Below are 26104 nucleotides of genomic sequence, written 5' to 3'. Positions count from 1 at the left end.
GAGGACGTACGACGGGTCGGGTGGCTCTCGTTGAGCCGGAGCCAACCGTGTGTGATGTCCGGTAGTCAAGGGATCAGCGACTTGTGGTGGCTTGTTGCTGCCGCATTGTGATCATCTGCCTTTACGGCGGGATCACGGCCGAGGTCCGGTACGTCCTGTGCGCCACACCCCCGCCGCCCTCCCCGCACCCCGGCGCCGAACGCACCGACGCCCCTTTCCGCACCCCTGACGCATCGGCGCTCGCTCCGGCGCGGACACGGGGCGCACGGGCGAAGGACGGCAGCTCCGGGCGGCCCCCGCACACGGGCACGCCCGAGTCGCCTTGACGCACGGTGACGCAGCGATCACACGCGAAAGTCCTCGGGTACTGGCGCCGAGCCGCCGCACAGCGGAGGCTTGAGGTGCGCGAGGGCGCACGGGCGGCTGCGGGGGGACACCGTGAGGGTCTTCCGAGGAGGTCCCGATGAGCCTGGTCATTCCGGTCGACGAGTACGCCACCGACGAGTGGTACCCGGGGTTCACACCCGCCTTCGGGCACGCGCCGTTCGTCGTCGAGCCGTTCCGGACGTTCTCCGAACAGGACGAGAAGCGCTTCTGGTTCCTCGACTTCCACTGCCCGCGCGGGCTCACCCCGTTGGGCACGACCTGGCTGGAAGACTGCTACTCGTGGGGCACGCAACTCACCGCCGAGCAGATGCCGCTGCCGCACAGCCGCGGCATCACTCAGCGGATGGCCGGCACCCATGTCTACGCCGCGGCGATTCCGGTCGAGAGCCGGTACGAGATCGAGGCGCGGTCCGTACGGATGGAGCGCCGCCTGCCGGGATTCCTCCAGGGCTTCCAGGCTCTGTGGAACCGGCGGGTGGCCGAGATCGACGCGGGCTGGCGGTATTTCCAAGGCATCGACGTCGAGCGGTCCTCGCTGAGCGAGCTGGGCGCCATGCTCGCCGAGGCACGCCGCTACGCCCAGCGGGCGTTCGAGATCCACTTCGAGATGATGTACCCGCTGCTGGCCAACCACCTCGGCTTCACCGGGATGTGCACGGAGCTGGGGCTGGACCCCCATGAGGTCGGCACGTTCCTCCAGGGCCACGACACCAAGATCATGGAGACCGATCGCGAGCTCGGCAGGCTCGCCGCGGCGGCCCGTGACGCGGGGCTGGGGCCGCTCTTCGCCGCCACCGAGCCGGAGCGGCTGGCGGGCACGCTGGCCGCTGAGGGCGGTGCGGCGACGGCCTGGACGAGCCGGCTCCGCGACTTCCTCGATGTGTACGGCCACCGCATCGAGGGCGTCTGCGATGTCGCACTGCCGAGCTGGATCGAGGACCCCGCACCCGTGCTCGGGATGGTCAGGACCCTCCTGCTGAAGGACACCGACCACGATTTCGAGGCGGCGCTGCGCCAGGCGCAGATCGAACGTGACACCGCGATCGACGCGGCACGCTCACGGCTGACCAGGCGGGAACAGGAGGCGTTCGACGCTGGCCTCGCCTCCGTACAGGCCGCGAACTTCCTCCGGTGGCAGGACGACCACAGCCACTACATCGACCTGCGGGTATCGCTGCCGATGCGCCGGGCCGCCCTGGGCATCGCGGAGAAGGCCGGCGCCGACCGTCCCGACGACACGCTCTTCCTGTTCTGGCCGGAACTCGACGCCGTGGCCTCGGGTGAGCGTGCGTACGGCGAGTTCCGCTCGATCGTCGAAGTACGCCGCCAGTACTTCGCCCACTGGCACGAACGGCGCGCGAGCATGCCCAAGGTGCTCGGCACCGTCCCCGAAGCCGTCGAGGACCCGATCCTGACCGAGATCTTCGGCCTCGACGAGCACTTTCTGCGCGTGGTCACGGCCACCGCCCGGGCAGGGGACGGGACCACGCTCACCGGCGTGCCCGCGGCGAAGGGGCGGGCGACGGGCGTCGCCCGCGTGCTCAGCGACGCCGGCGATCTGCATCGCCTGCGGCCGGGTGAGGTGCTGGTGTGCGAGTCGACCTCGCCCCACTGGACGCCGGCGTTCGCCGCGATCGCGGCCTGCGTCTGCGACAGCGGGGGCATGCTGTCGCACGCCGCGATCGTCGGCCGCGAGTACGGCGTGCCGACGGTCACCGCCTGCGGCCTGGCGACCGTGCTGGTCGAGGACGGCGACCGGGTCGAGGTGGACGGTGGACGGGGCACCGTCACCGTCGTCCGGGTGGGGGCGCCGGCAGGTGGGAGCGGCAGTTGAGGAGCGGCCTGGTCACCTGGCTGGACAAGGCGGAGCCCGACGCGGTGACGGCCGCCGCCGGGCCGAAGACGGGCTGTCTGGCCGAACTCGGCCGCGCCGGGTTCAGCGTGCCGCGAGGCTTCGCCGTCACCACCGCCGCCTACGCGTTGCATGTCGGTACGTCGGGCCTGGACGCGCTGGCCGACCGCGTGCTGGCCGACGTCCGTGATCCGTGTCGGCAGGAGGCGTTGGAGGCCGCTTCGGCCCGGATCCGGGGGGCCTTCGAGGAGGTCGACGTCGTCGAGCCGGTCGCCTCGGCGGTCGTCGAGTGCTACGCCGAACTGTGCGAGCGGTCCTCGCACCCGCGGCTGCCGGTCGCGGTCCGCTCGTCGGCGGCGGGTGAGGACTCCGGCAGCACGAGCTTCGCCGGCGTCTTCGACACCTACCTCGGGGTGTCGGGGTCCGGACGGGTTGTGGAGGCGGTGCGTTCCTGCTGGGCGAGCCTGTTCACCGGGCGGGCGATCCGCTACCGGCTCGAGCGCGGCCTCAGCCATCGCGAGACCCCGATGGGCGTCGCCGTCGTCGAGTTGGTGAACGCGCGCTCGTCCGGAGTCGCCTTCTCGGTGCACCCGGTCACCGGCAGGCGCGACCGGATGGTGATCGAAGCCAACTGGGGGTGGGGCGAAGCCGTCGTCCGGGGGCTGGTGACGCCCGACTGCGTCGAGGTGGACAAGGACGACCGCCGCGTCCTGCGCCACGAGGTCGCGGCCAAGGAGTTCCTCTCGGCCTACGACGGCCGCGCCGGTCGTGTCGTCGAGGTGCCCATGCCCGAGCGGCTGCGGGATCGGGCCGTGCTCGACGGGGAGGAGATCGGGTGCGTCGTGGACGCCGTACTCCAGATCGAACGGCACTACGGCCACCCCGTCGATGTCGAATGGGTGATCGACAGGGATCGGGGGCCCGGCGGACGGGTCACCGTCGTCCAGGCGCGGCCGATCACCGTCCAGCCGCGGGGCGGGGCCGTCGCCGCCTGGGATCCGGTCGCCTATGCGGCCAAGTACGCCTTCGGCGGAGGGGCCGGCCGATGACTCCCGCGGTCGTCCTGCGCGCGGAGCAGGCCGCGCCGGGGACCGGCCGGGCGGATACCCTGGCCTTGATGAGCACGTCGTACGGCGTGCCGGAGCGGACGGCGGTCCGCCCCCGGGCGGACCGGATCCTCGTCGGCGGACCGGATCCTCGTCGAGATCAGGGACGCCCGGCCGGGTGGATCGAGAGAGACCATCGGGTCCGTCGCCTCGGTCGAGGCGTGCCGTCGACGCCGCGACGACAGGCCTCCGCACGCCCCGTCCGTGCGCCTGCCAGGACGTCCTCGACGCGGTCGGCACCCCCGCCGAGCGGGCCGTGTTCATCGACGACATGCCCCACAACGTCTGCGGCGCCCGGGCAGTGGGAATCCACCCCTCGGGCGTCCGGGATCCGGTCCCCGGCTTCGACCGGACCGCCCGCATCGCCGGCCCGCGCCGGGCCCCCGCCACGGCCTCCCCCGACCGGATGCGCCCGGTGGTACTCCCGCCCTGAGCGAGGACGATCTTCTCGAGAACGAGATGAGCCGAGATGACGCGACACCGCTCCGACGAGGACACCGAGCTGGCGGAACTGGGGTTCGCCCAGTCTCCCTGCACCGTGGCGCTCTTCGACACCGATCTGCGGGTGGTACGCGCCAACGCCGAGATGCAGCGCGCGGTCGCCCTCCCCGAGGACCGGATGCGCGGACTGCGGCTCACCGAGATCCTGGTGCACGCCGCCGGTGAGGAGACCGAGCAGGCCATGCGCAAGGTGCTGGAGACCGGTGAACGGCGGCAGGTGGAGAACCGCCTGCGGTTCCCGGGCGAGCCCGGTGAACCCGCCCGGTCGGTCACCCTCGCCCCGCTGAGGGACCGGACCGGCCGGGTGTGCGGCGTCTGCCTCACCGCTCACGACACCACCGAGCACGACCGGGCCCGGGAACGGCTCCTTCTGATCAACGAGGCCGGAAGCCGCATCGGCAGCACCCTGGACATCACACGCACTGCTCAGGAGCTGGTCGACACGGCCGTCCCCCGGTTCGCCGACTACGCGGCCGTCGATCTGCTCACCTTCATCGACCACGGCGACGAACCGCCCCCCGGCCCGCTGACCGGCTCGGTCACCATGCGGAGAGCGGCAGCGGGGTATGCCGCCGGCGAGGTCTGGGCGGGCAGTCTCCAGCCGGGTGACCTGGCCGACTATCCGGCCTCCTCACCGGCGGCCCAGCCGCTGGCGACCGGCCTGACGGGGGTGTACGAGACGACCGACGCCGCCATCGACGGATGGGCGGTCCACGACCCCGCCCGGGCGGCCCGGATCCGCCTGTCCGGAGCCCATTCGGTGCTGATGGTGCCGCTGCGCGCCCGGGGCGTCACTCTCGGTGTGGTCCGGTTCGCCCGCAGCGGCCGCCCGGAGCCGTTCGAACAGGATGACGTCCTGCTGGCCGAGGAGATCACCTCCCGGGCAGCCGTCTGCGTCGACAACGCCCGCCGCTACACCCGCGAGCGGGTCACCGCGGAGACCCTGCAACGCACCCTGCTGCCGCTGAGACTGCCCGACCAGACCGCGCTCGAGGTCGCCTCCCGGTATCTGCCCGCCGCGGGCCGCGTCGGTGTGGGCGGCGACTGGTTCGATGTGATCCCGCTCTCCGGCGCGCGCGTGGCCATGGTCGTCGGCGATGTCGTGGGGCACGGCGTGCAGGCCGCGGCGACCATGGGCCGACTGCGGACGGCCATACGCGCCCTGGCCGATATCGACCTGCCGCCCGACGAGCTGCTCACCCACCTCGACGACCTGGTCATCCGCACCTCCGCCGAAGTCGACGGCGCCGCGGGCACCGACGCCGTCGCGGACGCCGCCGCCGAGGCCGCCGGGGGACTCGGCGCCACCTGCCTCTACGCGGTCTACGACCCCGTCTCTCTCCGCTGCTCCCTCGCCCGGGCCGGCCACCCGCCGCCCGCCAGGGTGGGGCCGGACGGCACCGCCGACTTCCTCGACCTCCCGGCCGGCCTTCCCCTGGGCCTGGGCGGCCTGCCCTTCGAGGCCACCGAGATCGACCTTCCCGAGGGCAGCCTTCTCGCCCTGTACACCAAGGGCCTGATCGAAACCCGCGACCCCGACCTCGACGAAGGGCTCACCAGGCTGCGCCAGGCACTCGGCCGGCCCGCGCCGTCCCTGGACGCCGTCTGCGACGCCGTGCTCACGGCAACCGGTCCCGACCGAGGCCGCTCCGACCGACCCGGCGCGGACATCGCCCTGCTCGTGGCCCGCACCCGCGCCATCGGTGCGTCCGATGTCGTCACCTGGAGCCTTCCCTCCGACCCCGAGGTCGTCGCCCAGGCCCGCACCCGCACCACCGACCAACTGGCGGCCTGGGGACTGGACCAGGCCGTCTTCACCTCCGAGCTGGTGGTCAGCGAACTGGTCACCAACGCCATCCGCTACGGCCAACCGCCCGTGCAGCTACGCCTCATCCACGACCGCGACCTCATCTGCGAGGTCTCCGACGCCGGAAGCTCCTCCCCGCATCTGCGCCGCGCCCGGGTCTACGACGAGGGCGGGCGCGGCCTGATGCTCGTCGCCCAGCTCACCCAGCAGTGGGGCACCCGCCACACCCCGCAGGGCAAGACCATCTGGGCAGACATCTCCCTTGGACCGGCCTGACGCCCGACCCGTTCAGCCTGATCGCACTCCCCGACTGCCGCGCCGCGACTGCCATCGCCTCTCAAAGCGGCCAGGCGGTCAGCAAATCGCCGGGGCCATAGGTGGCGTCAAGCCCCGGACAGTCGACTCCGCTGCGCGAGACCGCCACAACGGGAACCGGGTCGACAGTGAGGGCGGCCCGGTGTCGATGGAGAGCTGCCAGGTCGTGCCGGTCGAAGGGTGAATGCTCCAGCCACTTGATGGAGCCGAGAAAGAGCAGCTCCTTGGCGATGGGAGCGCGGTCCGCGCCGACGATGTCGATCTCGACGTCGTTGGTGCGGGTCCAGTAGCCGCCCACTGCGGGGGCTGCGGGAAGCCGGTCGTCGGGCAGTATCCGCGCCAGGGCCTCACGGACCAGAGGCTCGATGGCCCGGCCCCGCCAGCTGGTCCAGTTCTCCCGGATGCGCGCCAACGTCAGATCGCCTCGCCCTCGCTCGATCTCCTCCATGGACGGGCCGAGCAGATGCAGCCAGAACCGCAGGTAGGGATCTGTCACCCAGTAGCGGCGATCCTTCGACGGGCGCAGTGAGACAGGCAGCTCGCCGGCGACGATCCGTTTGTTCCTCAGCAGCTCCAGAGCTCGCTGCAGCGGCGTGGCACCGATCCCGTCGGCCGCGCGGGCGATATTGGTGAAGGTCCGCTCGCCGCTCCCGATGGCCGCCAGCACCTTACGTGCCTGGGCCTGCGGGGGAAACTCGGCAGCCAGCGAGCGCTCGGCCGACACCAGCAGGGCCGAGACCGGATCGCTCAGCGCCTCGCCGAGGAAGTCCCACAGCCCTGCGCCGTGCGGCCACTCCGCGCAGATCAGCGGTAGCCCGCCGGTGACCAGTGCAGCGTCGAAGGCTTCCGCCGGATCCAGCCCGAGCATCTGTCCCACCTCGGCGGGGTTGAGCGGTCCCAGCACCATCTCCCGGCCGCGCTGGTGGAAGGGGCGTCCGTAGCTGTTCAGTGCCTCCATCATCGACAGATCGGAGCCGATGAGGACCAGCAGCACCGGCTTGGTCTTCAGCACCCGATCCCACGCCCGTTGCAGCATCCCCTCAAAGGCGCCGTCGCTGTCCATCAGGTACGGCACTTCGTCGATGACCAGCACGCTCGCCCGGTCGGCCGGCAGCGCCGCAGCCAGCACGTCGAACGCGGCGTCCCAGCTCTCCGGCCGCGCGGCAGCCACCAGCCCCGCCAACGGCAGCGTCGACACCTGGGCGTCCCGGGCCAGCCGTGTCAGATCATCCCTGGAGGACGCACCAGTCGCCGCGAAGAACAAGAAGGGGGCCCCGGAGCACTCCGCGAACCGCTCGACCAGCCGCGACTTACCCACCCGGCGCCGCCCGCGCAACATCACGCACCGACCGGGCCGCTCCCCGCCAACCCCTGCCGTCACCTTCCGAAGCTCCCGCTCCAGCGTCGCCAGCTCCTGCCGACGGCCTACGAAATCCACCACGCTCCACCAGCCCCAACATGGAACCAACAATAGTGTTACTAACACGCACGTTAGCATTTATGGGGTGGGTAAGTCGTCCACGCGTCGTTGTAGTTCTGCGGCACGGAATGCATCAACAACGAACGCCATACCGCGCTATGGTTGATGTATGGCTACCAAGAAGGTGACTATCACTCTCGACGAAACCCTGGTCGAAGCCCTGGCCGGAGCCGCCGAGGAAGAAGGCATCCCGCTCTCCCGTCTCGTCGCCGGAGCAGCCGAACGCGAGCTGCGCCTGCGGGCCGGCCGGGCCGTCATCCAGGAGTGGCAGGCCGAACACGGCGCCTTCACTCCCGAGGAGCTCGCCGCCGCCCGCGCGGACTTGGCCGCCGCCGACGCCGAGTACCTCAGCAGTTCGGGAGCCTCGGCCGCGTGAACATCCCCTATCTGTACGACGCCGGGGTGCTCATCGCCATCGACAACAACGACCGACGCATGTGGGCCCGCCACAGCCTGGCCCTCGATGACGGCCGGGACATCCATGTCCCGGCCGTCATCGTCAGCCAGGCATGGCGGGACTCCCGCCGCCAGGTCAGACTCGGCAAGTTCCTCGCCGGGTGCCACGTCGTACCCGTTGGCCTCGAAACCGCCAAAGCCGCAGGCATCCTCTGCGGCAAGGCCGGTACCTCCGACATCGTCGACGCCACCGTCGTGACCATGGCAGCCACCCTCGGCGCCATCATCTGGACCTCAGACCCGGACGACATCCGCACCCTCATCGACGCCCAGGACATCAAACCCGCGCCTGTCATTCGCACCGTCTAGCAACCAATGGCCTCCGTCGACCGACCCGCAGGAGGAACCGGAGCCCGAGCCGCCTGACGACTGGTGCCCTCACTGCAACGGGCAGCGAGGGCATCAGGGTTCGGGCATGGCCTGATAGCCTGCGATCTTCGCCGGTCGCCCGGACGGAGTCCCAGGCAGGTCTTCATGCCTTGTTCCGAGCAGCTCATGACAGCCCTCGATGCCCTGGATCGTGCCTTTGCCTCGGAGGAGCCCTTCCTCGTCACAGGCTGTACGTATTGCTACGGCGAGCAAGACTTCGCCGAGCTCTCCGGGCCGCTGCACCTCATAACCGACGACCTGGTGTCCTCGGTGGCCGCAGAGGTACCTGATCATTGGGGCGACTTCCCTCGGCTCTATCGCCGCCTCGTCCCGCGCATCATCCGCCCACTCGTCACCGGCCGGCTCCACGTCGACGAGGAGCTCATCGCCTCGCGCCTGGTTCAGGCGGGCTGGACCACCTGGGACGCGCCCTTGGCCGAGGCTCTGCGTGACGTCTGGTCCGCTTGGTGGCAGAGCACGCTGCACACCCACCCCAGCCCCGTGCCCATCAGGGAAGCCCTCAGCCTCATCACCGTGGCCACCGACAGCCTGTGTCCTTGGCTGAACACATGGACCGCGACCTGTACCCCGGCTGCCGACGCGCACGTGGCAGACCTCGTGGACGACGTGATGTTCGAGTACCAGATCACCGACTTGCGCATGGGCTTCTACGGTGAGTACAACGCCTCCGCCGAGCTGCTGGGATGGCTTTTCACCGAGGTGCGCGACCGTGTCACCGACACACGTCTCGACGACCTCTTCGAATACCTTCGGCCGGCAGTTCAGCACCCCAGCTGACTCCGTGCGGACCGCAAAGGCCGTCCGACCCGCTCTGCCGCAGGTCGGACGGCCTTTTGCCGAACGGATCAGACGTTGAAGCGGAACTCCACCACGTCCCCGTCGCCCATCACATAGTCCTTGCCCTCCATACGGGCCTTGCCCGCGGCGCGGGCGTCGGCCACGGAGCCGGTGGCGACCAGGTCCTCGAAGGAGATGACCTCCGCCTTGATGAAGCCCTTCTGGAAGTCGGTGTGGATGACACCGGCGGCCTCGGGGGCGGTGGCGCCCTTCTTGATCGTCCAGGCGCGGGCCTCCTTCGGGCCGGCCGTGAGGTAGGTCTGCAGGCCCAGGGTGTCGAAGCCGACGCGGGCCAGGGTCGCGAGGCCCGGCTCGTGCTGGCCGACCGACTCCAGGAGTTCGAGGGCCTCGTCCTCCTCGAGCTCGGCGAGGTCCGCCTCCAGCTTGGCGTTGAGGAAGATCGCCTCGGCGGGGGCGACCAGCGCGCGCTGCTCGTCCTTGAAGGCGTCGTCCATCAGCTCGTCCTCGTCGACGTTGAAGACGTAGAGGAAGGGCTTGGTGGTGAGCAGATGCAGGTCGTGCAGCGGCTCCGCACGCTCGCTGCCCTGGACGATCCCGTGCGCGAAGAGGGTGTCGCCCTTCTCCAGGATCTCCTTGGCCTCCTCGACGGCCTTGACCTTCGGGGCGACGTCCTTCTTGATCCGGGATTCCTTCTGCAGCCTCGGGAGGACCTTCTCGATGGTCTGGAGGTCCGCGAGGATCAGCTCGGTGTTGATGGTCTCGATGTCGTTCTTGGGCGAGACCTTGCCGTCCACATGGACGACGTTCTCGTCCTTGAAGGCGCGGATCACCTGGCAGATCGCGTCCGACTCACGGATGTTCGCGAGGAACTTGTTGCCCAGGCCCTCGCCCTCGCTGGCGCCGCGCACGATGCCCGCGATGTCGACGAAGTCCACCGTCGCCGGAAGGAGCCGCTGCGAGGTGAAGATCTCGGCCAGCTTGGCCAGCCGGGGGTCGGGGACGCCCACCACGCCCACGTTCGGCTCGATCGTGGCGAACGGGTAGTTGGCCGCCAGCACGTCGTTCTTGGTCAGGGCGTTGAACAGGGTCGACTTGCCGACATTGGGCAGGCCGACGATTCCGATCGTGAGCGACACGTTGCGACTTCCCGTACATGTGAGGAGAACTGGACTGGGGCTGAGGCCCGGGTCCGTCAGGAGTGTGTGCGGGCCGAAGCACCAGTCTACGGCGTGCCCGACCCCGCCCGGCGATGCATCGAACGCTTGGCCAAGGTCTGGGCATCGGCGTGTCTGAGGAGCCATTCCGCACATAAAACGACCTAAGTTGGTGCAGTGGAGCAACACAGGACGCGACCCCCGCACCACGGACCGCGACGCGGTGCGCCCCTTCCCCCGCAGGGCCGACGGGGTGTGCCGGCACCGGCGCGGTCCGTCAACGCCTCCCGGCCCGTCGGGAACGGCGGTCCCCAGCGGCGCCCCCCGGCCCCGCTCCGCGGCACCGCACCCCTCGTACAGGCGGTGGGGCATCCCGGCTTCCGGCTCACCGGCCTCGGCGGAGGGCTGTTCTGCGGGGCCGTGATGCTGGCGCTCGGTTGCCTGGACCGGCTGCTGTTCGGGGCGTCCCTCACGGTGTACGGGGTGCTGTTCCTGCCGGTGTGCGCCCTGACCGCGCTCTGGATGCGGGGTGGCGACCTGGCGGCGGCACCGTTGGTGGCACCGATCGCCTTCGCCACCGGTCTGCTGGCCGTGGCCGACGGCGACAGCGGGCTCGCGGGGCGCGTGGTGGGGCTGGTGACCACGCTCGCCACCCAGGCGGGCTGGCTGTACGCCGGCACACTCGTCGCGGGCCTCATCGCGATCGTCCGGAGGCTGCGGATGATGCGCCGCCGGGCCGCCCAGCGCCGCCGCACGGCCTGACCGACGGCGGCCCGGCGCCGGCCGGCCCGCCGTCAGCACCCCAGGCGCGGGGGCCCTAGGGGTGGTGCTCCAGGAGGCGAGGGGCCCTACCCGTGGTTCGCCGCCCGCATCGCCGCACCGACGATCCCGGCGTTGTTCTGCAGCTGGGCCGGGACGATCTCCGCCTGGACGCCCTCGATCAGCGGCAGGAACTTCTGGGCCTTGCGGCTGACGCCGCCGCCGATGACGAACAGTTCGGGGGAGAACAGCATCTCCACATGGACCAGGTACTTCCGTACCCGGCGGGCCCAGTGCTCCCAGGTCAGCTCATGGTCGTCCTTGGCCTTGGTGGACGCACGCTTCTCCGCCTCATGGCCGTTCAGCTCCAGATGACCGAGCTCCGTGTTCGGCACCAGCACTCCGTCGACGAAGAGGGCACTGCCGATGCCCGTACCGAACGTCAGCACGACGACCGTGCCCCGGCGGTTCCGGCCCGCGCCGAACTTCATCTCGGCCACACCGGCCGCGTCCGCGTCGTTCAGCAGGGTCACGGGCAGGCCCTTCAGACGCCCGCTGAGCAGGGTGCGGGCGTCCGTGCCGATCCAGCTCCTGTCGACGTTCGCCGCCGTACGGACCGTGGAACCGCCGGTGACCACACCCGGGAACGTCACGCCGACCGGGCCCGTCCAGCCGAAGTGGTCGATGACCTCCTTCACGCCGTCGGCCACACGGTCGGGCGTCGCCGGCTGCGGGGTGAGCACCTTGAAGCGCTCCTCCGCCAGGTCGCCCCGGTCCAGATCGACCGGAGCGCCCTTGATTCCTGAACCGCCGATGTCCACGCCGAAGATCTTCATGGGCACCACGGTACGACGTGGGGCCGGTGGCCTCCTGCCGGCGCCATGGTGCCGAGCGGGACCCACGGGCCGAGGCCTCGCCGAGGCCTCGGCCGCGCTCTGTCAGCTCTCGCGGGTGCGCTCCGCGAGGAGTGCCGCGGCCTCCTCGCGCAGATCCCGGCGAAGCTCCTTGGGCAGGGAGAAGATGATGGACTCCTCGGCGGCCTTGACGATCTCGACGTCCTCGAAGCCGCGCTGCGCCAGCCACTCCAGGACCTGTTCGACCAGGACCTCCGGGACGGAGGCACCCGAGGTCACACCGACCGTCGTCACACCCTCCAGCCAGGCCTCGTCGATCTCGTCGGCGAAGTCCACCAGATACGACGCTCCGGCGCCCGCGAGCTCGGCGACCTCGACCAGCCGCCGGGAGTTGGAGGAGTTACGGGAGCCGACCACGATCACCAGGTCCGCCTCGCCGCCCATCTGCTTCACGGCGAGCTGACGGTTCTGGGTGGCGTAGCAGATGTCGTCGCTGGGCGGGGAGATCAGCTGCGGGAAGCGTTCCTTGAGGGCGTCGACGGTCTCCATGGTCTCGTCGACCGAGAGAGTCGTCTGGGAGAGCCAGACCACCCGGGAGGGGTCGCGCACCTCGACCCGGGCGGCGTCAGCGGGTCCGTCGACGAGCTGGATGTGTTCGGGGGCCTCACCGGAGGTGCCGATGACCTCCTCATGGCCCTCGTGCCCGATCAGAAGGATGTCGAAGTCCTCCTTGGCGAAACGGACCGCCTCCTTGTGGACCTTGGTGACCAGCGGGCAGGTCGCGTCGATGGTGGCGAGCCGGCCCCGCTCGGCCTCCTCGTGGACCGTGGGGGCCACGCCGTGCGCGGAGAACATGACGATGTTCCCCTCGGGCACCTCGTCCGTCTGCTCGACGAAGATCGCGCCCTTCTTCTCCAGGGTCTGTACGACGTATTTGTTGTGGACGATCTCGTGGCGGACGTAGATCGGGGCCCCGTACTGTTCCAGGGCCTTCTCGACGGCGATCACGGCACGGTCGACACCCGCGCAGTAGCCCCTGGGGGCGGCGAGCAGAACACGGCGGCCAGGCGAAGCGGTCATGGGCACCATCGTAAGGCCGGGCCCGGCGGCCGCGGATCGCCCGTGGGGAACGATGCCGCATCACCGGCACCGGCCGGGCCACGGCCGCCGGAGCCCGAGTATCGGCGTCGATGTCGGACCCGGCCGTTACGCTCGGGCCCATGGCAGTCAACACGTCCGCCCAGTCCCCGCTGCCCGTCGGTGAGGTGTCGCGGCTCATCGGCGGATGGATCGACCGGCTCGGGGCCGTCTGGGTCGAGGGGCAGATCACCCAGCTGTCGCGGCGACCGGGCGCCGGTGTCGTCTTTCTGACGTTGCGCGATCCGTCGTACGACATCTCCGTCGGCGTCACCTGCTACCGCCAGGTGTTCGACGCCGTCGCCGATGTGGTGAGCGAGGGCGCCCGGGTGATCGTCCACGCCAAGCCCGAGTGGTACGCCCCCCGGGGGCAGCTCTCCCTGCGGGCCGCCGAGATACGGCCGGTGGGCGTCGGGGAACTGCTGGCGCGGCTGGAACAGTTGAAGAAGTCCCTGGCCGCCGAGGGGCTGTTCGCACCCGAGCGCAAGAAACCGCTGCCCTTTCTGCCGCAGCTCATCGGGCTGGTGTGCGGCCGGGCCTCGGCGGCCGAGCGCGATGTCCTGGAGAACGCCCGGCACCGCTGGCCCGCCGTCCGCTTCGAGGTGCGCAATGTCGCCGTGCAGGGCGTCCATGCCGTGCCGCAGGTCACCCAGGCCGTGAAGGAGCTCGACGCGCTGGACGAGGTGGACGTGATCATCGTGGCGCGCGGCGGTGGCAGCGTGGAGGACCTGCTGCCGTTCTCCGACGAGCAGCTCGTACGGACGGTGGCGGACTGCCGGACGCCCGTGGTGTCGGCCATCGGGCACGAGCCGGACAATCCGCTGCTCGACCATGTGGCCGACCTGCGCGCCTCCACCCCGACCGACGCCGCCAAGAAGGTCGTGCCGGACGTGGGCGAGGAGCTCCAGCGGGTACAGGCGCTGCGGGACCGGGCGCGGCGCTGTGTGCGGGCGCTGGTGGAGCGCGAGGAACGGGGGCTCGCGCATGCGCTGGCGCGGCCCTCGATGGAGGACCCGCATCGCATGGTCGACGAGCGGGCCGAGCAGATCGCCGCGCTGGCGGACCGCAGCCGGCGGACGCTGAGACATCTGCTCGACCGGGCCGAATCGGAGCTCGCGCACACCCATGCGCGGGTGGTGGCCCTGTCCCCCGCCGCGACCCTGCGACGGGGCTATGCGGTGCTGCAGAAGGCCGACGGACATGTCGTCCGGTCGCCGCAGGAGGCGTCGGAGGGCGAGGCGCTGCGGGCGCGGGTCGCCGAGGGCGAGTTCACGGTACGGGTCGAGGATCGAGCGGGAAATTAGGGTGGGCGCATGAGTGGCAGCGGGACGGACGAGGCACTGGGGTACGAGCAGGCCCGGGACGAGCTGATCGAGGTCGTACGGCGGCTGGAGGCCGGGGGGACGACGCTGGAGGAGTCCCTGGCGCTGTGGGAGCGGGGCGAGGAGCTGGCCCGGGTGTGCCGGACCTGGCTGGAGGGCGCCCGGAAGCGGCTCGATGCCGCACTGGCCGAGGAGAGCCGGGAAGAGGGCGCCGAGGAGGGCGCCGGCTCCTGATCCGAGGGCGGCCCCGGCCCGCTACGGCGCACCGACCCTTGCCGGTGCCCGGCTCCGGCGCCGTCGACGGCGCCCGGACCCCGGACTCCTGCAGGAGGCCCCGCACGGTGCCGGCCGTGCGGACGGTCACTCCGTCTTCAGGGCCTCCGCCATCTTCGTCAGCTGGGCGAAGGACGCCGTGCCGGCCACCACGGTCGTGGAGCCCTCGTCCTTGAGCACCAGCGCGTCGTAGCGGCCGCCGGTGTAGCGCTGCCAGGTCCGGCCGTCGATGGTCTGGGTGGCCTTGGTCTCCCGGGCGCCCTGGCTGGCCTCGTCGATGAAGGCGGACGCCCGCTGCGTCGACTGCTCGATCGCCACGTACTGCCCCGTGGGGTCCTGGAAACCGAGGTGCCAGGTCTGGAAGGGGTCACCCTGAAAGCGCACCGAGGTGGCCTTCCAGGTGTCGGGAAGCCCTTCGGGCGCCGCCAGCGGGTAGCTTGCCGCACGGCGGGCCGTGAGCAGTTCGACGCGGTAGTCCACCCGCTTGAGATCGGGGGCGTGGTCGTCGTGCGGGATGAAGAGGTAGATGACGCCCGCCATCAGCCCGATCAGGGCCAGGGAGAGAAGCATGTCCCGGACCGTCTTCTGCTTGCCTTTCGTACCTGCCACGTCCCCATCGTCGCAGGTGCGGGGGTCCGCTCATCCGTGGGCCCCCCTGCTCATTCTGTCTGTCCGGCGATAGAGTCGGGGGCATCACCCTCATCCGGCCGTCGCCGTATCAGAAAGGTGCGCTCCGATGACCGAGAATCATCATCATCTGCCGTCCGAACTCGAGGTTCCCTCCGAGGCCCCCGACCGCAACCTCGCCCTGGAGCTCGTCCGGGTCACCGAGGCCGCCGCGATGGCCGCAGGCCGCTGGGTCGGCCGCGGGGACAAGAACGGCGCCGACGGCGCGGCGGTGCGCGCCATGCGCACGCTCGTCCACACCGTGTCGATGAACGGCATCGTCGTCATCGGCGAAGGCGAGAAGGACGAGGCGCCGATGCTCTTCAACGGAGAGCGCATCGGTGACGGAACCGGTCCGGAGTGCGACATCGCCGTGGACCCGATCGACGGCACCACGCTCACCGCCAAGGGCATGCCGAACGCGATCGCGGTGCTGGCCGCCGCCGACCGCGGCACGATGTTCGACCCGTCCGCCGTCTTCTACATGGACAAGCTGGTCACCGGGCCCGAGGCGGCCGACTACGTGGACATCGACGCCCCTGTCTCGGTGAACATCCGCCGGGTCGCCAAGGCCAAGAGCTCCACGCCCGAGGACGTCACCGTCGTCATCCTCGACCGGCCGCGCCACGACGGCCTGATCAAGGAGGTCCGGGAGACCGGTGCACGCATCAAGCTGATCTCGGACGGCGATGTCGCCGGCTCGATCCTGGCCCTGCGCGAGGGCACCGGCATCGATCTGCTGCTCGGCATCGGGGGCACGCCCGAGGGCATCATCTCCGCCTGCGCGGTGAAGTGCCTGGGCGGCACCATCCAGGGCAAGCTGTGGCCCAAGGACGACGAGGAGCGGCAGCGGGCCCTGGACGCGGGCCACGACCTCGACCGGGTGCTGTCCACGGACGACCTGGTCTCCGGCGAGAACGTCTTCTTCGTCGCGACCGGCATCACCGACGGCGAGCTGCTGCGCGGGGTGCGCTACCGCTCCGAGACCGCCACCACCGATTCGATCGTGATGCGCTCGAAGTCCGGCACCGTCCGCCGGATCGACTCCGTGCACCGGCTGAGCAAGCTGCGTGCCTACAGCGCGATCGACTTCGACCGGGCGAAATGAACGGTGCCCGGTCCGCCGGGCGTTGCAGGGGCGCCCTCGGTGCGGAGAGGGCGCCCCGTTCGTACGTCTGGTCGCGTACGCCTGCCGGGTGCGCTCAGCCCGCCGCGGCTATCGTCCCCCGTGCGGCCTTCTTGAGTTCCAGGTCGCGGCGCCGGCGCCGGGCCAGCACCACACGGCGCTCGGCGGCCGTCAGACCGCCCCACACGCCGTACGGCTCGGGCTGGAGCAGGGCGTGCTCCCGGCACTCGACCATCACCGGACAGCGCCCGCAGACCCGCTTGGCCGCCTCCTCGCGCGAGAGGCGGGCCGCGGTGGGTTCCTTGGAGGGGGCGAAGAACAGGCCGGCCTCGTCCCGTCGGCACACCGCCTCCGTGTGCCACGGGGCGTCCTGATCTCTGTCGCGCACCGGCATCCGCTGGTGCGGAACGTCAGCGACCTGCAGGGACGAATGCGGCGGTTGCAGCACGGTCTACTCCTGACGACGGCTTCGCGAGCGAGAGACGATGCAGCAAGGCCTACCCGCTGTGCGCGCGCCTATGCACTGAGTTCCCAACCGCCGTGATTCCAGGGGTTGTTCGTGCCGCCGGGACGCGACCGACCGGTTTCGGAGGCGATCGGACCCGCTCCGAGGACGACCGGATTCACAAGCGTCAACGGCCCAGGTGTTTGCGCAAAGCCCGGTCCACCTTGTCCGACACCCGGTCGAGGATGTCCGCGACCAGCTTGCCCCGCTTGGGTCGCGCCTCGACGTTCCCGAGGACGGCCAGGCCGTCCACATAGACGACGGGCGCCTCCCGCTCGCCAGAATCCAGCGGGGTCACCTCGAAGTTGCCGAGCACGCCGCCGCCGGTACCGCGCAGCGACACATTCTCGGGGACCCGGATCTCCACATTGCCGAAGACCGAGATCGCCTTGATCACGATCTGCTGGTACTCGAAGATCGCCTCGCTCAGGTCGATCTCCACGCTGCCGAAGACCGCGTAGGCATGCATACGGCGGCCCGGGCGCCAGCGCCCCTTGCGCACGGCGCTGCTGAAGACCGCCACCACGTTCTCGTCGGGCTCGGCCGGTATCGCGCCGGGGGCCGGACGGTTGGGCGTCGGGGTGTACGCCGTCGCGCCGCGGCGCGGGTGGCCCGCGGGCAGATCGCGGACGAACCGGTCGAGCTCGCCGACCGTCTTGGCGTTCAGCACCCCCTCGACGCGCTCGGCGTGCTCGTCCGCCGTGAGACGGCCCTCGGCCAGGGCTTCGCGCAGCAGATCGGCGATGCGGTCGCGGTCGGCGTCGGAGCAGCGCAGATCGGCGGGGGCCACGGGCTGCCGGTCCGTCGGGGCGGGGCTCTTGTGAAGGTCCACGGCAGCAGCGTACCGAAACGCGATAGATCGCGACTACCCCCCGGCCCGGCCTGTGGACGACCGACCCACCGGATCAGGCCGCCGGACCGGATCGAAGGAGGGTTCCGCCCGACTGAGCCCTACCTCACAGACCCGCCGCCGACCCCAGGTTCTACGCTGGTGGACGCTGCCGACGGAGGCCGAATCACCGGGCGAGTGAGCCGAACGGGCCCGGGCGTCCCGGCGACGGCGCCCGAAAAGCTGCCTGTCTAGTGAGGAATGGGCGAGATGCCTGATTTCGCGTACACCGATCTGCTCCCCACGGGAGAGGACACCACCCCCTACCGGCTGGTGACCTCCGAGGGTGTCTCCACCTTCGAGGCCGATGGGCGTACGTTCCTCCGGGTCGAGCCGGAGGCGCTGCGCAAACTCGCCGAAGAGGCGATCCATGACATCCAGCACTATCTGCGCCCCGCCCATCTGGCCCAGCTGCGCCGCATCATCGACGACCCCGAGGCGTCGGCGAACGACAAGTTCGTGGCGCTGGACCTGCTGAAGAACGCGAACATCGCGGCGGCGGGCGTGCTCCCCATGTGCCAGGACACCGGCACGGCGATCGTCATGGGCAAGCGCGGACAGCACGTCCTCACCGAGGGGGAGGACGAGAAGGCGCTCTCCCACGGCATCTACGACGCCTACACCAAGCTGAACCTGCGGTACTCGCAGATGGCTCCGCTCACCATGTGGGAGGAGAAGAACACCGGCTCCAACCTCCCGGCGCAGATCGAGCTCTACGCCACGGACGGCGGCGCCTACAAGTTCCTGTTCATGGCGAAGGGCGGCGGCAGCGCCAACAAGTCCTTCCTCTACCAGGAGACCAAGGCCGTCCTGAACGAGGCCTCCATGATGAAGTTCCTGGAGGAGAAGATCCGTTCGCTGGGCACGGCCGCCTGCCCGCCGTACCACCTGGCCGTCGTCGTCGGCGGCACCAGCGCGGAGTTCGCGCTGAAGACCGCCAAGTACGCCTCCGCGCACTACCTCGACGAGCTGCCCGCCGAGGGCTCCGAGCTGGGCCACGGCTTCCGGGACAAGGAGCTGGAGGAGAAGGTCTTCGAGCTCACCCAGAAGATCGGCATCGGCGCCCAGTTCGGCGGCAAGTACTTCTGCCACGACGTCCGGGTGGTGCGCCTGCCCCGCCACGGCGCGTCCTGCCCGGTCGCCATCGCCGTCTCCTGCTCGGCCGACCGCCAGGCCGTCGCGAAGATCACCGCCGAGGGCGTGTTCCTGGAGCAGCTGGAGACCGACCCGGCGCGGTTCCTGCCGGAGACCACGGACGAGCACCTCGCGCAGGACGGCGCCCACGGCGAAGCCGCTGATCGGCAAAGTGTCCGGATCGACCTGAACCAGCCGATGGACGAGATCCTCGCGGAGCTGACCAGGTACCCGGTCAAGACGCGGCTCTCGCTGTCCGGTCCGCTGGTCGTGGCGCGCGACATCGCGCACGCCAAGATCAAGGAGCGGCTGGACGCGGGCGAGGAGATGCCGCAGTACCTCAAGGACCACCCGGTGTACTACGCGGGTCCCGCCAAGACCCCCGAAGGCTACGCCTCCGGTTCCTTCGGGCCGACCACGGCCGGCCGGATGGACTCCTATGTGGAGCAGTTCCAGGCGGCGGGCGGTTCCAAGGTGATGCTGGCCAAGGGCAACCGGAGCAAGCAGGTCACGGACGCGTGCGCGTCGCACGGCGGCTTCTACCTCGGCTCGATCGGCGGGCCCGCCGCCCGTCTCGCCCAGGACTGCATCAAGAAGGTCGAGGTCGTCGAGTACGAGGAGCTCGGGATGGAGGCCGTCTGGAAGATCGAGGTCGAGGACTTCCCGGCGTTCATCGTGGTGGACGACAAGGGCAACGACTTCTTCCAGGCGCCGGCCGAGCCGCCCACCTTCACCTCGATCCCGGTGCGGGGCCCCGGGCTGGCCTGAGCGGCGGGTGCGGCGGGGCCGCCGGGGGGATCCCGGCGGCCCCGCCGTCCTCTCCGCCCGTCCGCCGCCGGTACGGCCCCGGTGGCCGTGAACGCCGGCGCCCCGTTCGGCCCTGCGCCGGAACATCCCCTCCCCCTTCCGCGCTGTACCCGGTATGAGCGAATACCGCATCGAGCACGACTCCATGGGCGAGGTACGGGTCCCCGCCGACGCCAAGTGGCGGGCGCAGACCCAGCGGGCCGTGGAGAACTTCCCCGTCTCCGGGCAGCGGATCGAGCGGGCGCACATCGAGGCGCTGGCGCGGATCAAGGCCGCCGCGGCCAAGGTCAACGCGGAGCTCGGGGTGCTCGACCAGGAGATCGCCGAGGCCGTCCAGGAGGCCGCCGCGGAGGTCGCCGACGGCCGGTGGGACGAGCACTTCCCGGTCGATGTCTTCCAGACCGGGTCCGGGACCTCGTCCAACATGAACGCCAACGAAGTGATCGCCACCCTCGCCGGTGAGCGGCTCGGCAGGGACGTCCACCCCAACGACCATGTGAACGCCTCCCAGTCGTCCAACGACGTCTTCCCCTCCTCCCTCCATATCGCCGCCACCGCCGCCGTCACCCATGACCTGGTGCCCGCGCTCGAGCACCTCGCGGCCTCCCTCGAACGCAAGGCCGACGAGTTCGCCGATGTGGTGAAGGCGGGGCGGACCCATCTCATGGACGCGACGCCCGTCACCCTTGGACAGGAGTTCGGTGGCTACGCCGCCCAGGTGCGCTACGGCGTGGAGCGGCTGACCGCCTCCCTGCCGCGACTCGCCGAGCTGCCGCTGGGCGGCACCGCCGTCGGGACCGGTATCAACACCCCGCCCGGTTTCTCCGCCGCCGTGATCTCGGAGGTCGCCCGGGCCACCGGGCTGCCGCTCACCGAGGCCCGCAACCACTTCGAGGCCCAGGGCGCCCGGGACGCCGTGGTGGAGACCAGCGGACAGCTCAGGACCGTCGCCGTCGGGCTGACCAAGATCGCGAACGATCTCCGGTGGATGGCGTCCGGACCCAGGACCGGGCTCGCGGAGATCGAGCTGCCCGATCTCCAGCCCGGTTCCTCGATCATGCCCGGCAAGGTCAACCCGGTCGTCCCGGAGGCCGTCCTCATGGTGGCCGCACAGGTCGTCGGGAACGACGTGACCATCGCCACCGCCGGCGCCTCCGGCACCTTCGAGCTCAATGTGATGATGCCGGTCATCGCCAAGAACGTGCTGGAGTCGATCCGGCTGCTGGCCAACGCCTCGCGGCTGCTCGCCGACCGGACCGTCGACGGGATCGTCGCCCACCGGGAACGCGCCCTCGAGTACGCCGAGTCCTCGCCCTCCGTCGTCACCCCGCTCAACAGGTACCTCGGCTACGAGGAGGCCGCGAAGGTCGCCAAGAAGGCACTCGCCGAGCGCAAGACCGTCCGGCAGGTCGTGCTGGAGTCCGGATATGTGGAGCGTGGCGATCTGACGGCGGCCCAGCTCGACGAGGCGCTCGATGTCCTACGGATGACACACCCGTGACTGACACCTCCCGTCACCCGCTCGTGGCGTGTCGTATGCCTGGGGCACCTAATATCTGTGCATGGCAGACGGCGGAACGGTGAGACGGGCGGCAGCGGGCGGAGCGACGACACACTGGGCCCCGGGGGAACAGATCCTCTGGCGGTACCGGGAGAACGGCGGCCCCCGCTATCACATCGCACGCCCCGTCACCGTCGTCCGGGACGACGCCGAGTTGCTGGCGGTGTGGATGGCGCCCGGCACCGAGTGCGTCAGACCCGTCCTCGCCGACGGCACTCCGCTGCACGCCGAGCCGCTGGAGTCCCGCTACACCAGACCACGGGCCGTGCGGCGTGACCGCTGGTTCGGCACCGGTGTGCTCAAGCTGGCGCGGCCCGGCGAACCCTGGTCGGTGTGGCTGTTCTGGGAGCCGGGCTGGCAGTTCAAGAACTGGTACGTGAACCTGGAGGAGCCGCTGGCCCGATGGGCCGACGGGGTGGACTCCGAGGATCACTTCCTGGACATCTGTGTCTATCCGGACCGCAGTTGGGGCTGGCGCGACGAGGACGAGTTCGCCCAGGCCCAGCGGGACGGTCTGATGGACCCCGGACTCGCCGCGCGGGTGCGGGAGGCGGGGCGGTCCGCCGTGGAGGTGATCCATGCCTGGGGAGCGCCCTTCTCGGACGGCTGGCAGCACTGGCGCCCCGATCCGGCCTGGTCGGTGCCGCCGCTGCCGGAGGACTGGGACCGCACTCCGGCGCACATGACCTCATGAGACCCTTGTTGCGCCCCCGCGGTACAACCGTAGGATCGTCCTCCGCAAGGGCGCAGCACAGCAACTCCCGCAGTAAGCACAGTGCTTGACAGGACGTCACCGAGGGGCGGCAGGACGTGAGCGAGGGGTACGAGGGTCACACCGGGACGGCGCGGCCGACCCGTGGATCATGGTCCGCGAGTGATCGCGCGGGAAATCCGTTCCTGGGGCACCTATTCCGGGTATCGGCATTCCTGCGGGACGAACTGCACGCGCGGCGCGCAGCCCCGGACGGATGGATTCGACACGCGTGACGGAGCACCCGACCTCCCACGAGCGCCCGCAACCGGGCGTCGTCCCCGCGGACCCCCGCGGGGCGCTCCTGCGTACCCCGGAACCGCTGACCACGCCGCCCGCCTCGGCCTTACCGGCACAGACCCGCACGGGCGAGGCGCCTACCGCTCCGGCCTGCGCCGAGCACGGCCCGTCCGGGGTCCCGGACGGTTCCTCCGCGGTGCCCTCGGCGGGCGGTGGCGAGCACTCCCAGCCGGCCGACGGCGAGCCCGACACCCACCGGCCGCGGCCCGCGTCGGAGGTCATCCCGGCCCAGCCGGGCGCCGAGGGGCAGGACCGTGCCTCGGTGGCGCCCGTGGGCAAGGACCGGCGCACCGGCCAGACGCTGCTGCACGGCCCCATGCCCATGCGGCGCGACGGGGACCGGCTGCGCTTCGTGGGCGCCGCGACCCGGCGGATCGCCCGCGGCATCGACCTCGACGAGATCGTGATGGGGCTGTGCCGGGCCACCGTGCCGACCTTCTCGGACGCGATCCTCGTCTATCTGCGTGATCCGCTTCCCGTGGGCGACGAGCGGCCCACCGGGCCCCTGGTGCTGCGGCTGCGGCGCACCGACCGGATCCCGCAGGAGCGGGACCTGGAGGACGGCATCCTGCCGGTGCCGGCGCCGGAGAACTCCGGTCTCGCGACGGTGAGCAACGAGCTGTGCGAGGTGCGGCCCGGCGGTGCGCTCGCCGAGGTGCTGCGCGGGGTGCGGCCGGTGTTCGCGGACGCGCCCGCCGCCCGTGCCGCGCTCCCGGAACTGCTCGGCGACGATCTGGCGGTTCCCCCGGGACAGCGCGCGATCCTCGCACCGCTGCGCGGGAGGCGCCGGGTCATCGGCGCCGTGCTGTTCCTGCGCCGCCCGGAGCGCCTGGCGTTCGAGGCGGACGATCTGCTGGTCGCCGCCCAGCTCGCCACCCACAGCGCGCTCGGCATCGACAAGGCGGTGCTGTACGGCCGTGAGGCCTATATCGCCGACGAGCTCCAGCGGACGATGCTCCCGGAGACCCTGCCGAACCCGACCGGCGTACGGCTGGCCTCCCGCTATCTGCCGGCCGCCGAGACCGCGCGGGTCGGCGGCGACTGGTACGACGCCATTCCGCTGCCGGGCAGCCGGGTGGCGCTGGTGGTGGGGGACGTCATGGGCCACTCCATGACGTCCGCGGCGATCATGGGTCAGCTGCGGACGACGGCCCAGACCCTCGCCGGGCTCGATCTGCCGCCGCAGGAGGTGCTGCACCATCTGGACGAGCAGGCCCAGCGGCTCGGCACCGACCGCATGGCGACCTGTCTGTACGCGGTGTACGACCCGGTCGCGCACCGGATCACCATCGCCAACGCCGGGCATCCGCCGCCGGTCCTGCTGCATCTGGGCGGCCGGGCCGAGGTGCTGCGGGTGCCGGCCGGCGCGCCCATCGGCGTCGGCGGGGTGGACTTCGAGGCGGTCGAGCTGGACGCGCCCGCCGGGGCGACCCTGCTCCTCTACACCGACGGCCTGGTGGAGTCCCGGCTGCGGGACGTGTGGACCGGTATAGAGCAGCTGCGGGAGAAGCTCGCCGCGACCGCCCAGATCACCGGCGCGGACCATCCGCCGCCGCTGGAGGCGCTCTGCGACGAGGTGCTCGACATGCTCGGCCCGGGCGACCGGGACGACGACATCGCGCTGCTCGCCGCCCGCTTCGACGGGATCGCGCCCAATGACGTCGCCTACTGGTTCCTGGAGCCGGAGGACTCGGCCCCGGGCCGGGCCCGCCGACTGGCCCGCAGGGCGCTCGCCCGCTGGGGTCTGGAGGAGCTGACGGACTCGGTGGAGCTGCTGGTCAGCGAGGTGGTGACCAATGCCGTGCGCTATGCGTCACGGCCGGTCACGCTGCGGCTGCTGCGCACCGATGTGCTGCGCTGCGAGGTCGGCGACGATGTGCCGCAGCTGCCGCGGCTGCGGCAGGCGCGGGCCACGGACGAGGGCGGGCGCGGGCTGTATCTGGTGAACCGGCTGGCCCGGCGCTGGGGCGCCACCCGGCTGAGCACCGGAAAAGTGGTCTGGTTCGAGCTGAACCAGGGCTGAACAGGGCTGAGGCCGGGCCGCCGGCATCCTCCCCCGGGCCCCGGAAGGACGGGCACGATCCAGGACGGGGCCGATCTCGGAAGAGAACCGAGATTGGACCCCGTCCAAATGTTGCCGACATCCGGTTCCAGGAGTTGACTGCTGAGGTGGGCGAAGCGACCCGACCGACACCCTCAGTCCCGACGGGAGGACGCTCGTGACCCAGGCACCCCAGCAGGTCCCGTACACGACGAACAACGCCGGCATCCCGGTGGAGAGCGACGAGCACTCGCTCACCGTCGGTGCCGACGGCCCGATCCTGCTCCAGGACCACTACCTCATCGAGAAGATGGCCCAGTTCAACCGGGAGCGGGTCCCGGAGCGGGTGGTGCACGCCAAGGGCAGTGGCGCCTACGGAACCTTCGAAGTCACCAATGATGTCAGCCAGTTCACCAAGGCCGACCTCTTCCAGCCGGGGAAGCGCACCGAGATGCTCGCGCGCTTCTCCACGGTCGCCGGTGAGCTCGGCTCCCCGGACACCTGGCGCGACCCGCGCGGTTTCGCGCTGAAGTTCTACACGGAGTACGGGAACTACGATCTGGTCGGCAACAACACGCCGGTCTTCTTCGTCCGTGATCCGCAGAAGTTCCAGGACTTCATCCGCTCCCAGAAGCGCCGCCCCGACAACGGGCTGCGCGACAACGACATGCAGTGGGACTTCTGGACCCTGTCCCCCGAGTCCGCGCACATGGTGACGTGGCTCATGGGCGACCGGGGCATCCCGAAGACGTACCGCAACATGAACGGGTACTCCTCCCACACCTATATGTGGGTCAACGGCGGCGGCGAGAGGTTCTGGGTCAAGTACCACATGAAGACCGACCAGGGCATCGCGTTCCTCACCCAGGAGGAGGGCGACCACCTCGCCGGCGCGGACGCCGATCTGCACCGCCGCGACCTGTTCCGGGCGATCGAGACCGGCGACCACCCGTCCTGGACGATGTACGTCCAGGTGATGCCCTTCGACGACGCCCCCGACTACCGCTTCAACCCGTTCGACCTGACCAAGGTGTGGCCGCACGGCGACTACCCGCTGATCGAGGTCGGCCGGATGACCCTGCACAAGAACCCGGACGACTACTTCGTCCATATCGAGCAGGCCGCGTTCGAGCCGTCCAACATGGTGCCGGGCATCGGCCCGTCCCCGGACAAGATGCTGCTCGGCCGGCTCTTCTCGTACCCGGACACGCACCGCTACCGCATCGGCCCGAACTACGCCCAGCTCCCGCCGAACCGGCCGCACTCGCAGGTGCACTCCTACGCCAAGGACGGCCCGATGCGCTACGAGGCCGCACGCACCGGCGCGCCGTACGCACCCAACTCCTACGGCGGCCCGGACGCGGACACCGAACGCTACGGTGACATCGCGGGCTGGCGGACGGCGGGCGAGATGGTCCGCGAGGCGTACAAGCTGCACCGCGAGGACGACGACTTCGGCCAGCCGGGCACCATGGTCCGCCAGGTGCTGGACGACGCGGCCCGGGACCGCCTGGTCTCCAATGTCTCCGGCCATCTGCTGAACGGCGTCACCCGTCCCGTCGTGGACCGGGCGCTGCAGTACTGGCGCAACATCGACAAGGACATCGGCGACCGCATCGCCCACAACGTCAACGGCGGCTGACCGGCCCCACGCGTACGCCCCTGTCCCAGGTCCGGGACAGGGGCGTACGCGAGTGCGCTGAGCGGTGCATGTCGTCGACTCGCGTCCTGCC

Annotated in this window: 22 protein-coding genes; 15 read left to right on the top strand and 7 right to left on the bottom strand. The window is 70.7% G+C overall.

Annotated features, from left to right (window positions below):
- Positions 1 to 463: 463 nt before the first annotated feature.
- From CP978_RS21785 to CP978_RS21775, 3 genes are all read left to right on the top strand, one after another.
- On the top strand, positions 464 to 2221 hold the full coding sequence (locus tag CP978_RS21785) for a PEP-utilizing enzyme (protein WP_043443534.1): 1758 nt from the start codon (positions 464 to 466) through the stop codon (positions 2219 to 2221).
- Positions 2218 to 3288 (top strand): PEP/pyruvate-binding domain-containing protein, encoded by a 1071-nt coding sequence (locus CP978_RS21780; protein ID WP_043443532.1) that lies wholly within the window; start codon positions 2218 to 2220, stop codon positions 3286 to 3288. Before CP978_RS21785 ends, CP978_RS21780 begins: the two co-directional genes overlap by 4 nt.
- A 526-nt stretch (positions 3289 to 3814) precedes the next feature.
- Complete coding sequence (locus CP978_RS21775) at positions 3815 to 5929, top strand: SpoIIE family protein phosphatase (RefSeq protein ID WP_052454231.1); 2115 nt, start codon at positions 3815 to 3817, stop codon at positions 5927 to 5929.
- Positions 5930 to 5990: 61 nt separating this feature from the next.
- On the opposite strand, the gene CP978_RS21770 is transcribed toward CP978_RS21775, so the two are convergent.
- Positions 5991 to 7409: an ATP-binding protein gene (locus CP978_RS21770; RefSeq protein WP_043443530.1), complete on the bottom strand. Its 1419-nt coding sequence runs from the start codon at positions 7407 to 7409 to the stop codon at positions 5991 to 5993.
- A gap of 148 nt (positions 7410 to 7557) precedes the next feature.
- Here CP978_RS21770 and CP978_RS21765 point away from each other — a divergent pair, with 148 nt between their 5' ends.
- The 3 genes from CP978_RS21765 (at position 7558) to CP978_RS21755 (ending at position 9071) form a co-directional block, all read left to right on the top strand.
- Positions 7558 to 7824, top strand: coding sequence for a hypothetical protein (locus CP978_RS21765; protein WP_043443528.1), 267 nt, complete (start codon positions 7558 to 7560; stop codon positions 7822 to 7824).
- Complete coding sequence (locus tag CP978_RS21760) at positions 7821 to 8213, top strand: PIN domain-containing protein (protein ID WP_043443526.1); 393 nt, start codon at positions 7821 to 7823, stop codon at positions 8211 to 8213. Before CP978_RS21765 ends, CP978_RS21760 begins: the two co-directional genes overlap by 4 nt.
- Positions 8214 to 8378: 165 nt before the next feature.
- Positions 8379 to 9071 carry a hypothetical protein gene (locus CP978_RS21755; protein ID WP_043443523.1) on the top strand — a complete coding sequence of 231 codons (693 nt, stop codon included), beginning with the start codon at positions 8379 to 8381 and terminating at the stop codon, positions 9069 to 9071.
- 68 nt (positions 9072 to 9139) lie between these two features.
- Here the strand turns inward: CP978_RS21755 and ychF are convergent, their stop codons facing one another.
- Positions 9140 to 10228, bottom strand: a complete 1089-nt coding sequence (gene ychF, locus CP978_RS21750; RefSeq protein WP_043443521.1) for a redox-regulated ATPase YchF — start codon at positions 10226 to 10228, stop codon at positions 9140 to 9142.
- A 381-nt stretch (positions 10229 to 10609) separates the two neighbouring features.
- Between ychF and CP978_RS21745 the strand changes: the two genes are divergently transcribed.
- Positions 10610 to 11008 (top strand): DUF6542 domain-containing protein, encoded by a 399-nt coding sequence (locus CP978_RS21745; protein WP_052454607.1) that lies wholly within the window; start codon positions 10610 to 10612, stop codon positions 11006 to 11008.
- Positions 11009 to 11094: 86 nt separating this feature from the next.
- On the opposite strand, the gene ppgK is transcribed toward CP978_RS21745, so the two are convergent.
- Positions 11095 to 11841, bottom strand: a complete 747-nt coding sequence (gene ppgK, locus CP978_RS21740) for a polyphosphate--glucose phosphotransferase (protein WP_043443516.1) — start codon at positions 11839 to 11841, stop codon at positions 11095 to 11097.
- Between the two features lie 102 nt (positions 11842 to 11943).
- Entirely contained in the window at positions 11944 to 12948 is a 1005-nt protein-coding gene (locus CP978_RS21735) for a 4-hydroxy-3-methylbut-2-enyl diphosphate reductase (protein ID WP_043443514.1), read from the bottom strand.
- Positions 12949 to 13079: 131 nt separating this feature from the next.
- On the opposite strand from CP978_RS21735, the gene xseA reads away from it, so the two are divergent.
- Positions 13080 to 14300: an exodeoxyribonuclease VII large subunit gene (xseA, locus tag CP978_RS21730; protein WP_043443512.1), complete on the top strand. Its 1221-nt coding sequence runs from the start codon at positions 13080 to 13082 to the stop codon at positions 14298 to 14300.
- A 9-nt stretch (positions 14301 to 14309) separates the two neighbouring features.
- Entirely contained in the window at positions 14310 to 14552 is a 243-nt protein-coding gene (locus tag CP978_RS21725; protein ID WP_043443510.1) for an exodeoxyribonuclease VII small subunit, read from the top strand.
- A 126-nt stretch (positions 14553 to 14678) separates the two neighbouring features.
- Here CP978_RS21725 and CP978_RS21720 read toward each other — a convergent pair whose 3' ends face one another.
- A complete protein-coding gene (locus CP978_RS21720) occupies positions 14679 to 15200 on the bottom strand; it encodes a DUF4245 domain-containing protein (RefSeq protein ID WP_043443508.1) in 522 nt (173 codons plus the stop codon).
- Between the two features lie 127 nt (positions 15201 to 15327).
- On the opposite strand from CP978_RS21720, the gene glpX reads away from it, so the two are divergent.
- On the top strand, positions 15328 to 16365 hold the full coding sequence (glpX, locus tag CP978_RS21715) for a class II fructose-bisphosphatase (protein ID WP_043443506.1): 1038 nt from the start codon (positions 15328 to 15330) through the stop codon (positions 16363 to 16365).
- Between the two features lie 94 nt (positions 16366 to 16459).
- Here glpX and CP978_RS21710 read toward each other — a convergent pair whose 3' ends face one another.
- Both CP978_RS21710 and CP978_RS21705 read right to left on the bottom strand, forming a co-directional pair.
- The gene (locus CP978_RS21710; RefSeq protein WP_043443504.1) at positions 16460 to 16831 is read right to left on the bottom strand and encodes a WhiB family transcriptional regulator; all 372 of its coding nucleotides are present in this window, start codon (positions 16829 to 16831) and stop codon (positions 16460 to 16462) included.
- A gap of 184 nt (positions 16832 to 17015) precedes the next feature.
- Complete coding sequence (locus tag CP978_RS21705; RefSeq protein WP_043443502.1) at positions 17016 to 17720, bottom strand: DUF1707 SHOCT-like domain-containing protein; 705 nt, start codon at positions 17718 to 17720, stop codon at positions 17016 to 17018.
- 267 nt (positions 17721 to 17987) lie between these two features.
- On the opposite strand from CP978_RS21705, the gene CP978_RS21700 reads away from it, so the two are divergent.
- From CP978_RS21700 to CP978_RS21680, 5 genes are all read left to right on the top strand, one after another.
- The gene (locus CP978_RS21700; protein WP_043449195.1) at positions 17988 to 19679 is read left to right on the top strand and encodes a fumarate hydratase; all 1692 of its coding nucleotides are present in this window, start codon (positions 17988 to 17990) and stop codon (positions 19677 to 19679) included.
- A gap of 154 nt (positions 19680 to 19833) precedes the next feature.
- A complete protein-coding gene (locus CP978_RS21695) occupies positions 19834 to 21219 on the top strand; it encodes a class II fumarate hydratase (RefSeq protein ID WP_043443500.1) in 1386 nt (461 codons plus the stop codon).
- A gap of 61 nt (positions 21220 to 21280) precedes the next feature.
- Positions 21281 to 21973 carry a cytidylyl-2-hydroxypropylphosphonate hydrolase gene (fomD, locus tag CP978_RS21690; protein ID WP_043443498.1) on the top strand — a complete coding sequence of 231 codons (693 nt, stop codon included), beginning with the start codon at positions 21281 to 21283 and terminating at the stop codon, positions 21971 to 21973.
- A 274-nt stretch (positions 21974 to 22247) separates the two neighbouring features.
- Complete coding sequence (locus CP978_RS21685; RefSeq protein ID WP_043443496.1) at positions 22248 to 24353, top strand: SpoIIE family protein phosphatase; 2106 nt, start codon at positions 22248 to 22250, stop codon at positions 24351 to 24353.
- Between the two features lie 196 nt (positions 24354 to 24549).
- Positions 24550 to 26013 (top strand): catalase, encoded by a 1464-nt coding sequence (locus CP978_RS21680; protein WP_043443494.1) that lies wholly within the window; start codon positions 24550 to 24552, stop codon positions 26011 to 26013.
- The last annotated feature ends 91 nt before the right edge of the window (positions 26014 to 26104 follow it).

This window comes from Streptomyces nodosus (assembly GCF_008704995.1).
In the GTDB taxonomy this organism is placed as follows: domain Bacteria; phylum Actinomycetota; class Actinomycetes; order Streptomycetales; family Streptomycetaceae; genus Streptomyces; species Streptomyces nodosus.
Note: the sequence above shows the minus strand (reverse complement) of the source record. Positions and strands in the feature narration are given on the sequence as shown.